Source organism: Bergeyella anatis (assembly GCF_036016955.1).
In the GTDB taxonomy this organism is placed as follows: Bacteria; Bacteroidota; Bacteroidia; order Flavobacteriales; family Weeksellaceae; genus JAYWXI01.
Genome location: NZ_JAYWXI010000009.1, coordinates 81,904 through 93,984 on the forward strand (window position 1 = coordinate 81,904; position 12,081 = coordinate 93,984).

11 protein-coding genes and 1 pseudogene are annotated in these 12,081 nt (G+C 35.2%); 7 read left to right on the plus strand and 5 right to left on the minus strand.

Annotated features, from left to right (window positions below; translation table 11 throughout):
* Positions 1–6 precede the first annotated feature (6 nt).
* Positions 7–665: pseudogene (locus VQ048_RS07955) on the minus strand (IS1595 family transposase).
* A gap of 166 nt (positions 666–831) precedes the next feature.
* Between VQ048_RS07955 and VQ048_RS07960 the strand changes: the two are divergent.
* The 6 genes from VQ048_RS07960 (at position 832) to VQ048_RS07985 (ending at position 8,646) form a co-directional block, all read left to right on the plus strand.
* On the plus strand, positions 832–1,101 hold the full coding sequence (locus tag VQ048_RS07960; RefSeq protein WP_327611161.1) for a helix-turn-helix domain-containing protein: 270 nt from the start codon (positions 832–834) through the stop codon (positions 1,099–1,101).
* Between the two features lie 186 nt (positions 1,102–1,287).
* On the plus strand, positions 1,288–2,247 hold the full coding sequence (locus tag VQ048_RS07965; protein ID WP_327611162.1) for a transcriptional regulator: 960 nt from the start codon (positions 1,288–1,290) through the stop codon (positions 2,245–2,247).
* A gap of 107 nt (positions 2,248–2,354) precedes the next feature.
* Entirely contained in the window at positions 2,355–2,996 is a 642-nt protein-coding gene (locus VQ048_RS07970) for an AAA family ATPase (RefSeq protein ID WP_327611163.1), read from the plus strand.
* Positions 2,997–3,171: 175 nt separating this feature from the next.
* Positions 3,172–3,561: a hypothetical protein gene (locus tag VQ048_RS07975; protein WP_327611164.1), complete on the plus strand. Its 390-nt coding sequence runs from the start codon at positions 3,172–3,174 to the stop codon at positions 3,559–3,561.
* A gap of 1 nt (position 3,562) precedes the next feature.
* Positions 3,563–4,612 (plus strand): radical SAM protein, encoded by a 1,050-nt coding sequence (locus VQ048_RS07980; RefSeq protein ID WP_327611165.1) that lies wholly within the window; start codon positions 3,563–3,565, stop codon positions 4,610–4,612.
* Positions 4,609–8,646 carry an NACHT domain-containing protein gene (locus VQ048_RS07985; RefSeq protein WP_327611166.1) on the plus strand — a complete coding sequence of 1,346 codons (4,038 nt, stop codon included), beginning with the start codon at positions 4,609–4,611 and terminating at the stop codon, positions 8,644–8,646. The genes VQ048_RS07980 and VQ048_RS07985 overlap by 4 nt, the downstream gene beginning before the upstream one ends.
* A 734-nt stretch (positions 8,647–9,380) precedes the next feature.
* Here the strand turns inward: VQ048_RS07985 and VQ048_RS07990 are convergent.
* A complete protein-coding gene (locus VQ048_RS07990) occupies positions 9,381–9,752 on the minus strand; it encodes a hypothetical protein (protein WP_327611167.1) in 372 nt (123 codons plus the stop codon).
* Positions 9,753–9,756: 4 nt separating this feature from the next.
* Here VQ048_RS07990 and VQ048_RS07995 point away from each other — a divergent pair, with 4 nt between their 5' ends.
* The gene (locus VQ048_RS07995; protein WP_442872816.1) at positions 9,757–10,182 is read left to right on the plus strand and encodes a DUF6943 family protein; all 426 of its coding nucleotides are present in this window, start codon (positions 9,757–9,759) and stop codon (positions 10,180–10,182) included.
* A gap of 245 nt (positions 10,183–10,427) precedes the next feature.
* On the opposite strand, the gene VQ048_RS08000 is transcribed toward VQ048_RS07995, so the two are convergent.
* The 3 genes from VQ048_RS08000 to VQ048_RS08010 are packed head-to-tail and all read right to left on the minus strand — an operon-like array spanning position 10,428 to position 11,917.
* On the minus strand, positions 10,428–10,640 hold the full coding sequence (locus tag VQ048_RS08000; RefSeq protein WP_327611169.1) for a hypothetical protein: 213 nt from the start codon (positions 10,638–10,640) through the stop codon (positions 10,428–10,430).
* Between the two features lie 5 nt (positions 10,641–10,645).
* A complete protein-coding gene (locus VQ048_RS08005) occupies positions 10,646–11,104 on the minus strand; it encodes a DUF5675 family protein (RefSeq protein ID WP_327611170.1) in 459 nt (152 codons plus the stop codon).
* A gap of 57 nt (positions 11,105–11,161) precedes the next feature.
* Positions 11,162–11,917 carry a hypothetical protein gene (locus VQ048_RS08010; protein ID WP_327611171.1) on the minus strand — a complete coding sequence of 252 codons (756 nt, stop codon included), beginning with the start codon at positions 11,915–11,917 and terminating at the stop codon, positions 11,162–11,164.
* Between the last annotated feature and the right edge of the window lie 164 nt (positions 11,918–12,081).

Genomic DNA, 12,081 nt, shown 5'->3' on the forward strand with positions numbered 1-12,081 from the left:
TTATCCCTATTTTTTTATCAGCTTCCATAACTCCTTTTCCATTTCTTTTGGTTCCTTTCTCCATCTCCACTCGCATTCTTTTAAGTGAAGATTAAAGGTGGATTTTACACCATTAAACTTTGCTAATCTTCGCTTCGTAAAGCTCCAAAAACTTTCTATCCCGTTAATATGAACACCGTTCTGATTTGAAAAACTTTTGCTCTTATCAATCCTAAAATGCTTCTCATAACCCATATCCAAAAGTCCGCTGTAACCTCGCCAGACATCCGTAAACACTATACTTTCCAACGAAACCTTTCCTCGAATAATCTTTCTCAAGGTTTCACTTTTCGCATTGGGAATTAGTTCCGTATAAACTCTACCGTCTCGTTCAAAAACACCAAAAACAGGTTGCTTCCAGGTTCCTCTTCCTCGTTTCTGTGGCATATTGATCCCTCTTAATCTTTTCGATCCAAAATAGGCTTCGTCCAATTCAACTTCTCCAAAAAACAAACTTAAATCTTCCTGTTGCTTCTCAAAAATCACTTCCCGAAAAATCCTAAAATACCGGTTGATGGTATTTCTATTAAGTTCTAAAATTTCTGCGGTTTTTGTAGCATCAATATCGCTACAAAAACACTTCATTATTTTTTTATTTTATAATCGCTGATTTTACTCCTATTCATAAGACTTGGCAACAAATTTAATCATCGTTTCCTAGTCTTAAGCCATTTTTAATATTACTTTTTAGGGTTTTTTGTTCAAAAAAATCATTCACAACTTCGGTTGTGCTTGTGAAAAAATATAACAAATAAGGCTAAACTTTGTCGCTCTAATTAAATTTTAATCATTATGGCACTCGAAGTTTTAACCAAGGAAGATCTTCAGGAATTCAAAACAGAATTATTAGAAGACATTAAAAATCTATTTCACATCAGAACCACAGAACAGAAATTGTGGCTAAAATCTTCAGAAGTCAAAGAACTTTTCAAATGCTCATCCGGGACATTGCAAACCTTACGCATCAACGGCACCTTGCGCTACTCCCGAATTGGTGGAACACTATACTACAACTACCAAGACATAGAAAAACTCCTAAATTCTCCTTCCAAACCGACCTAGGAGTTATTTGTGTGAAGAAAATTTTTGAAACTTCCGTTAAGAAATTCTCCCTGTTTGAGCGAAGCGAGTTTGGAGGATTTTAGGAAGTTTTGAAAATTTTTAGCAAATAACTTCAGTCTTGAACTTTTGGTTCTTTTGGTTCAAGCCAAAAGAACAAGAAAAAAATCATTTATCACTCATAAAAAAATGAACTATATCCGTCACCTCACAGGCTTCTACGACCGTATTCAGGAAGATAACCGACTGAACCCGACACATATCAGTCTGTATCTTGCTCTTTTTAAGTTCTGGAACCTCAACCATTTTCAGAATCCTATAAGTATTTCTCGAACCGAAATGATGAGGTTAAGCAAGATTTCAGCCTTAGGCACTTATCACAAATGCATAAAGCAGCTGCAGGAATATGGCTATATAGAATACCTGCCGTCATTCAATCCCTATAAGGGCAGCTTGGTCAACCTTTACAATTTTGAAAATTTAGAAGTTCAAAGGATAAACAGCAAGCATATCAAAAAACAGACAGGTAGTGAACAAGCATTGAACAGCCCTCGTATCAAAATCGAAACAGGCATTGAACAAGCATTGATACCTTCTATAAACAATACAAACATATTAAACAATAAACAGATTGTAACCACCCAAAATGTCATTGCAAAAACCAATGCTGTCACGCTGAGCGAAGTCGAAGCGCAAAACTATAGACTGTATAAATATCAAAAAGAATCTCAAAAAGAAAAATTGCGCGAAAAGAAAAGCGATGTCATTGTGATCAGTAATGAAGAATCATTTTTGCGGTGTCACCCTGAGCCTGTCGAAGGGCAAACGATCCAGCCGAAATCAAATATTTGTGAACCGTCCGACTCAAAAATCCCTCCGGAATTTCCAGAAGTCCAAATGTATTTTGCCGAAAAAGAAGCACCGGCAGAAGAAGCCGAAAAATTTTACAACCATTACGAAAGCAATGGTTGGCTAGTTGGCGAAAAATCCAAAATGAAAAACTGGCAGGCAGCCGCTCGAAACTGGCTCCTGAACTCTAAAAAATTCAACACACCAAATGTCAGCCTGAGCGGAGTCGAAGGCAGCCGTTATCAGAAATCAAATCACCTCACCGCCACCACTAACAAATCCTACCAGGAAAAACTATAAAATTCCCCTCCCTTGGAGGGGTGGCTGAAAGCCGGGGTGGTTATCCAACTAACAGCCAACAACCATAAACTAACAACTATCAACCAACAACCAAAATCACCACAACAATGCAGCTCCCTACAAAACCAATAGACATGGCTTATGACTACCGCGAAGTAGTAGCCTGGTTACATAAAACCGGAAAAAACCTTCTCGGTAAAAAATTCATCATTCCGGAGAATGAAAGAGGTATTATTTTCGGGATGTTGGCTTGGTTTCTTCAGGATGAATTAGTAGCACAAGAAATGAACATCGACCTCAGCAAAGGCATTATGCTTTCCGGACCAATAGGTTGTGGAAAAACCACCTTATTCCGACTAATGCGCCAACTACCTTCCAATCGTAAAAACTTTGGGATGGTGTCTACAAGACAAGTCGTATCAGAATTTATGCAATCCGGATATGAAGTATTAGAAAACTATTCCCGTGGTAGCCTTTATAACGAACAACGTATTCCCAAAAACTATTGCTTTGATGACCTCGGAACAGAAGCAACCTCCAAATACTACGGCAATGATTGCAATGTCATGGCAGAAATCCTCTTAACCCGCTACGATCTTTACAAAGAGAAAAACATCATCACCCATATCACCACCAATCTCACTGCCGGAGAAATCGAAACCTTCTACGGCAATCGTCTCCGCTCCCGAATGCGCGAAATGTTCAATTTGTTCGGCTACGAAGAAACCTCAAAAGATAAAAGAACTTGAAGTAAGTTTTCTTTTCATGTATAATCATGAGAGGAGAACATTAGAAATAAACCTAATCTCTATAAAATTATAGATCTTTAAGAAGTTAATTTTTAATACTATTTTTTAGAGTTATTCTTCGTTTCTTATATTAAATTTCTCTAAATTGCATTAAAATAATATAAAATAACCTTATATGAAAATTAGAAATGATTTTGTCTCAAACAGTAGTTCTGTAAGCTACATCATTACTATGAAAAAGGAATTGTTAGAGTCAATGGCTCGTTATTTTGAAGAATATAAAGAACAAGAAATACCAATAATTAGAGATTTTGTTAAACAGGATCTTCTTGAAAATGGAACTAGAGTTTACTTGGGAGACGAGGATATTTACTATAAAAAAGTTGAATTTAATACAGATGGTGGGACAAATACCAAAGAGTGGATTGAGGCAGAGGGAAAAGAAGTTGATTTATCCCATATGGATGATGAAGAAATCTGGAGATATATTTACGGTGAGTATGTAATGAATGGTGAATTAGGTAGAATCCCAGGGTTGGGAGTAACTCAAACACAAACATATTAAGATGAGCTTAATAAGAAGACATAGTGATGAGTATAATTTTGTTGCCGATCCTAAATCTGGTATAACAATGCGGTGGGGAAAAACGGTAAATGATGACCCTTATAGAGCACCTTTGCCTGAATTAGTTGATATTTCAATATCAAACCATTGCACTAAAGGATGTACTTTCTGCTATCGGGATAGTATAGTCAACAATATTTTTATGAGTTTGGAAGATTATGAAGTTGTTATTAAATCTCTTCAGGATGAAAGATGGGGTAATGTTTTCCAAGTTGCATTGGGTGGAGGCGAGCCATTGGAGCATCCTGATTTTATTGATATATTAAAAATTACGAGAAAGTATAATGTTGTTCCAAATTTTACAACAAATGCGATGCACATAACAAAAGATATTGCAGAACAGATTAAGCCACTCGTTGGAGCTGTAGCAATTTCCTTTCCAAATATTCGTTCAATCCCATTATCTAAAGCACACATTTTTATTGAGGAAGGAATTAAGACAAACATTCATTTCATACTGGATAAAAAAAGTATAAAGCAAGGTACAGAAATCTTGGAAGGCAAATTTAATGATTTGCTGAAAGGATTTAACTCGATAATATTTTTAACCTTTAAGCCGATGGGTAGAGGAAAAGAAGATTTATGTTTAGAGTTAAATGATGATTTAAAGAAATTTTGTGAACTGATTGATAGTCATTCTTGTAATCTCAACATCGGATTTGATTCTTGTTTTATGCCAATGTTGATGCATTTTACCAACACTACTATTGATTTTATTGAACCTTGTGAGTGTGCTTTTTTTTCTGCTTATGTCGATGAAAATTTAAATGTAAAACCGTGTTCATTTGCGAATCACAATAGAGATACATATAATTTAAGGGACAAAGGCTTTTCAGAAATATGGAATAGCCATTGGGAGAGTTATCGGAATGCTCAAGTAAATACTTGTGAAAGAACTTGCAAGAATAGCAGTAATTGTAGAGGCGGTTGTCCATATTATAGTCAGATAAATTTGTGTAAAACAGAAAAACCTTCTGAAGCATTGATATGATAAATATTTTGTGGAGTCAATTTGATATAAATCAGCAGGCAAAAGACATTAGTTTCGAATCTTTTTGTTTCCAAGTTGCTTATTTGCGTTATCGAGAATTTGGTTTTTTTGAAAATTACTTTAATACTCCTGGTTCTGAATTTTATTTAAAACTTCATACAGATTGTCTCGAATTAAATCTTAAAGCAGGAGATGAAATAGGTTGGCAGGTAAAATGGTGGTATAATACTGAAGATAATACCAGCTTAACAAAAGATAGAAGGAGACAGCTTTCCAATAACTTTGCTACAACACTTAAAATACATCCTGATATTAAATTATGGATTATATGTACACCTGCAAGTTTCACTGAAAGTGCATTTAATCAATTAAAAAGATCATTACAAGAACTATCTCCAAATACACAATTTCTACATTGGAATAAAGAAACTTTTAGAAATTTTTTCTTTGAAAATCAGTCTCTATTTGGAGGGTTATTTCACCATTATTTCAATTCAAATTTTATTGGCTTTAAAGCTCTGGCAGAATATACGGAAAAACAAATCGAATATCTGCAAAATAAATTCAATACAGATTTATATGTTCCTTCACATTATGATGAAGAAATAATACAATTACTTGACTACAACACTCTTTTTAATGAATTGGAATTGAAAAGTACGTACATTCAGGATGATATCACACATGTAAAAAGATATATAGATAGAAAGGATATAGAGTCATTCCTAAACCCTGATTATGCAAATGGTGTATTGGAACTAATTGAATTTATTTGTCAAACTTTAGAAGAAATCTCCCAGATCTTAGTTTCAAAATTGAATATAGAAAAGTGTAAAAAGATTGATGAGAAGATTGATGAATATATTAAGGTGTACCATTCTTTTGCGGATAAATTAAATAAAAATATTAAAGAAAATAAATGGGCAAAAGATGAAGATTCTAATCAATATGACTGGAGACATAGAGATATAATTGAACAAATTAATTATTTACATAGTCATTTTGTAGAAATTGAAAATTCTGAAGAAAGGTTTCGTAATCATAAACCTTTACCAATTTCATTTACAAAACTATTAGATTCTGTTTTTCAAAAGGATGTTCATATATTGAGTAGCGCAGGTTATGGGAAAACAAATATTGCTTGTAACATTGCAAAAACATGTATCGAAAAAAATATACCAGCAGTTTTACTATTGGGTTCAAATTTTAGAAACTCAAATCTTCCGCAAAAAACAATAATCGAGCTATTAAGTATTGAAAGAGATTATTCTTTCAAAGAATTTTTGCAAGCGCTCAATACATTAGGATTTACCAAAGGGGTTAAAATTCCAATAATTATTGATGGTCTAAACGAAAGCAATCCTTATAAAGATATTTGGCAGACACACATTTTCGATATAGTACAAGAAACACAAAAATTAGATTATTTATGCTTAATAACTACTTGCAGAGATAGGTATATTAATTCCATATTCGAAAAAGAAAAAGTCACTGACATTGAAAATACTTTTGTTTTAGAAGGATTAACCGAAAAACAAAAACAACTGGCTGTCCCAAAATACTTTGAAAAATATAATATTGTTCCTACTTCATGGAACTTTGATAAGGATTTATTTAAGCATCCACTATTATTAAAGATTTTTTGTGAAGCCAATGAAGGAGCTCGTCATATTAATATTTCAATTGACAATATTTTTCAAAGCTTTGATAAATATTATAATAACATTATAATAAAAGTTACAGATAATGATAGCTTAGCAAAACGAAATATAGATTCGAGGATTTCACAATTGTGTACAAAGCTATGGAATGATAATTCGAGACATATAGGTATTGTTGATTTTGTTTCTATAATTGATCCCCAGAGTGAAAAATTATCTGGAACTTTTGCTATTAAAATTTTAGATGAAGGTTTATGTTTGTTTCAGCGTAATCTTGATGATACTAAAGAAGAAAATATTCAATTTGCCTATGATTTAGTTGCAGGCTACCTTATTGCTTCTAAAGTTCTTTTAGCTGAAGTTAAGACAGTAAATGATTTGGTTGTACATTTTGATGATAATTTACAAAAAAAATTATTTGATGAAAATTTAACGCATCCTCTAGCTGAGGATATTATGATTTCATTATTATATCTATTACCAACTAAATATGATGTTGAGCTGTTTGAAATTTTTGATAACGCAACATCTTTGGAGATATGTTGCAGGAATATTGATTACTACATTAATAATTTTACGGGACAGGAAAAGATAAAAAAAATATTCACGAATACTACTACTGATAATCCTAATTTTAATATTCTTTTAAACAAGCTTTTTGAAAATATTTTTCAAAAAGGAATCTATGGGCTATCCCAATTTGCTTTATCTATATTAATGCCTTTAAGCCAAGTTGAAATAGATATTAACTGGGCGGAAATTATAAGGAAAAATAATACTACATCTTATGATTTATTGTTGATGATTAATAAAACATTACTATATGGCAAAATATCGATTACTGAGGCTGAAGATTTCTTCTGTATTTCCTTTTTAAGCACTGTTTCAACAAATTTAATTCTTCGCGAGCTCGCAACAGAGAATCTTTATTTAATTGGCAGAAATTTTCCTGATCACATTCTTACACTTTTCAAGATATACAATAAATTTCAAGATGTTAATGCAATCGAGTCACTGCTGGCTTCTTTGTGTGGAATAGTTTTGTTTGTTAAGAATGAAGGCTTAACGCTAAAAGTGATGTCTTTCCTAGTTGACGATCTTTTACCGTCATTGAATAATACTCATATAGGAATAATAGACTACATTTTGACAATATCTGAGTTTGCATTAGCAAAATATGGTATTGATTATTCAGCACAATTAAATTTTAATAAATCATTTATTGTGCCTGATTTAAGTACAGATGATAAACAATATTCTCCTTTCAATTCGACCCTTACTGGCGTGGATATGTATGATTTTATTAAGTATCAGATAGCTTATATATCCTCAGATAATTATCATAAGCGTGATACTTTTACCGAAAATGATTCCATTAAAATTGTTCTAAATAGAGTAAAGGAAAAAGGATATGATGAAGATTTGTTTGCTGGTATTAACAAGTCATTCCAGGAAGATGACAGATATCGATATGGGCGGGGTTCAAAGATTAAATTCTATGCAGAAAAGTATCTTTGGCAGTCATATTTTGAATTTGTAGGATATTTGTTTTTAGAAAATAAGCTAAATTCAGATGATGAAAATCGCTATAGATGTTTAGATATATATTTTGATCCTGCTTTTCCTCGGCTACCATCAAGAAATCAAATTATTCCCGAATGTTTTTTTCCTGAAAAAGATGCAGATATTCAAGAATGGATTAATTCTGAAAATCAAAATTTTATTGACAAGTATTATATACACAAAATATTTACAAATGATGATTGGGTTCTTCTTTCAGCTTCCATTAATCAGGAGGGAAAAGAAAATGACACACGTTTTAATCTTTATGCAAACGCATTTTTAATTGAAAATGATAAAATTAATGCTTTCGAAAAAGATATTGATACCGAAGCATACCATTTCGGAAATGGTACTTATTTTTACAATATTTATGCAGGAGAAATAGCTTGGAGTAAATTTATAGAAGACAAAGAAAAATATTTTGATAATGAAAAATATAGTTTAACTGAGCTCGTTTGGGATTATAGATGGAGTAGCTGGTCTAACAATCGATATGAAAATTCAAGTTTTCCTTTTTTAAATGCTAAAATTGCAATCGCAAATAAGTTAGATTTCAGTCTAAAAGACTTATCTTTTTATAATTCAAATAATGAACAAGTAACAAAAATTATGTGGTGTGATTCAGCTTTGCTATATTATATTAGGAAAGATATATTAGAACAGGTTATGAAATCACAGAAAAAGCATATAGTTTGGTGTCAATTCGTATCAAAATATGGAGAGTTTGGTTCATATAATGAAAAAAAGCTGAATCTTTCATTTAAAGATTTGCGTAAGATGATAAATTATAATTTATTAAATAAAGATTAAATCCAAACATCCCTCGCCAAGTAACATAATCGAAATTATACGCATAGCAGCCGCAAACGGAGACTTCCTCCATAATGCCGGTGTTCCCATCCTCTAAAATGCCAGAGCAAAACACCGCCAAAATTCCGTCAGATAGCCATCTGGTGCCTATAATTTGAGATTATGCTAAATGGCTCCCTTGCAATGGGCACAGCCCTTTTGCGCCTTTCCTTTCCAGCTGCTATTGTCACTCTGAGCGTAGCCGAAGAGCCCGCCCACCCATATCTAAGGTTGCAGAAAAATGTTCCTGAAAGTTGTTTAAGTTGTCCAGTGTCTCCAGTCAGCATCCTGCGGTTTTTTCTTGGCAGAATAGGTTTTTAGTTTTCGCAGTATGCTCACTTCCGCCACAGCGCACTGCAGTATTCTGTGCAGGTCAGTCTGCTGCTCCAGCCACAAAATTCCCGTCACAGGAAGAAAAATACTTCAATTTCAGCGGCTAAGGTTTCTAGCGTATTTTCCTCCCGTGCCGAAAATTACCAATGGCAGCATCCTGCTTCTGCACGCCATACAGCAGTATTTACCACCGCGAAGTGGATATATGGTCACAGCAACATTTTTCTGCGAGTCTGTTTACCCGTTTTTCCCGTCGCCCAATTGCCGAACCTTCCAAACCATCCCAGTTCCTCCGGTCTATAGCCGCCATTCACTTTTCGGTTACTCGAGAACCGTCTTTCTCTGCCGTCTATACACCTCCGTCACTGCGCATAGAAGTATGCCGCCAAAAGCCGAAAGCCACGCAGCATACAGCTATTTTTTCCCAAGCATCCCATTTCTTCCCCGACATTACCAGCCGCTGAATTTCCCTTCTTACAAAAGGAAGGAGTCTCCAAAAAATAAAAAAAGCAAAGCAAGTTAGGGGGCTTCCTTCGCCAGCCGCAGTGTGCTGTAAAGGTCTGGCACTCCGTGTTTTTGCCAAAATCTCCACCCTGCGGGTAGTATTTAGCCAAAAAACCTTGACACCACGCCGCGCCCCCTCTTAAAAGGCTTTCTTTTTTTCTTTTTTTTTCGGTTTTTTTCTTCGTTTTCTTTTGAAAATTTTCAGCAGAGCATAAAACTTTTAAAACCAAAGTTATGCTTACACACAACCTACGCACTTACTCAGTGAAAAAAGAAACCCCGGAGAACACTTTATTTATCCTTAATCGTGGCAGAAATGCAGGCAAACCGCTTTTAGAACCATGTCCAAACTGTTTTATTCTCTACCTCAAAAATCCCGAAGAAGTGGAAACCTATTACTGGACATTTTACGCCTTTTGGAAACACGGCTTTTTTCATCCTCACCTTTGCGGCAGCGTCATCGAGATGCTCCGCCTTTGCGACCTCAAAACGCTGATGCGCAATTTCATCCAGCCGGCATTTGTAAAAGCCACCGAAAACCCGGAAATGGTAAATAAAATCAAAGCTACCTGGCAACTGGAGCAGAAAATCCAACAACAGGTGAAAGCCCTCCAGAAACTTCGCCACAGCCTTGTCCAACGTTACTATCTTTCGGTATAAACAAAAGCCTCCCACTCCGGAGGCTTCATTTTGCCATTTAAGTCACTACAACCTATTTATGCAAATATTTTTTCAAAAATTTTATCGCGTATTTTACGAACATCGTTGCCAAAAAACTGCTTACACCACCAACGGCAGCCAAAATAATGGTTTGCAGAATGGTTTCCTTGCCAATGTTCACAAATATAGTAAGAATACTTCCAAAAGCCGTGCTCGCTTTAGTCGGGTTATCCACAAAAAGCATTCTATTTGTCCCCAATGATGGCAGACTGGCTCACGGCACTGGCAATACCACCTGCAATCGCCAGATAACCTGCTATGGTAACTACGGCCGTTGGCAATGCTACCGGAGCGGTTGCCAGCACACTGCTTACCGCTGTTAATACGAGACCAGCATTCCGTAAAATTCTGAAAAACTTCGGTGTAGGCTCCTGCATTCTTTCAATTACTTTTTTCATAACAATTATTTTTTTGGATTAAAAAACGGAATGATTAATATGGGCTTATCTGCCTTTCTTATGGTCAAAAAAACTTCTTTGCCTTCATCTATCGCTTCATACGCTACTTTTATAATCTTTCGCATAGCAGCTTTAGATTGCTGTCCTTTTCCGGAACCATTTCCCAGCATCACCGGCACAATACAGCCTCTGCTTTCTTTCAAAGCTTCATTAAAACAATGAATAAGGATGAGGTCTCTCCCTGGAACATCATTCACAAGCAAATGCTTACCAAATTTTCCACTGTATCTTTTCGTAAGTTCATAAACACCCTCCGGAATACAGGAAATCCCTCTTTGGTTTTCCTTCCATGGCAGCTCTATTGCCTGGCATAAATAACTGCCATTCACCAAAAAATTACCATTTGTCCCTTTCGAAAAATACTGCCGTTCCAGCGTTATATCCAGTCTTTGTTTACTTTCCATTTTAATAATATTTTTTGTTAAATAAAGGGAACGGAAACTCCGTCCCCAATCATCACATTAACCCCCAACAACCTTCACAATTTGCAGCGAGTTAAAAGCACCATTTTTCAGCGGATACATCTGTCCGTTAACTTCCTGGTAAAATTCCACTCCCAAAACAAAGAATAAAGGATGTGTAGAATTAGGCGTTAGGTTGTTTTCCAGCGTTAAAGCTTCAACCTGTTTTTCATCCCAAGGTGTGATAACCCCTTCAGAAATTTTAGCATTAAAAGTCTGATTTTCAAAATCAACTTCCATAGCTCCGGAAAGAATTTTAAAATGTGTAGTTCCTCCCGGTGAAGCAATAGCCGTCTGCGGAACAAACGCTTCCAGACTTACTTTTGCATCGCCGCTTACACGGTCTAAAGTCACAACATACGGTGCAAAGAGGGTAGTTCCCAGTTTTCCGTTAATGTTAAAATCAAAACCCTGCAAAAGTTCTGCCTCGCCGTCAATCACATTTCTTTGCCCTCTCGGATTGGTTTCATCCATCTGAATGACCTTCACCATTTCCTGAGTCAATCGACTTACCATACGGTAATCCGAAGCCTTTAGCAATAGGGCACGGATAGAGTTTCTTAAAACTTTCCCCGCAATTCCCGCACGCCCAAATTCAGAACCGTTTTCTTTCGTTCTTTGGAAAGCCGGATCACTTTTAATTCTGGACGCATCCACGCCACCTTTTTCTCTGGCTAAATAGCCGTCTTTAGATTTGTAGAAAGTTACACCACCAATAGTGCCTTTCAGTTTAATAATACTAGATTGTCTTGCCATTTTTTTTAGTTTTAAAAAATTGATAATAAAAATGATTCTCCTTTATCTCTCTTTCCCTTCGGGAAGGGTTGGGAATGGGGAAGGTTCATTCTCTCAAACCTTGGTGAATTCACACTGCAAAATTTCTTAAAACATAGATGTAGAGCAAGTTTCCTTGCCGTTTC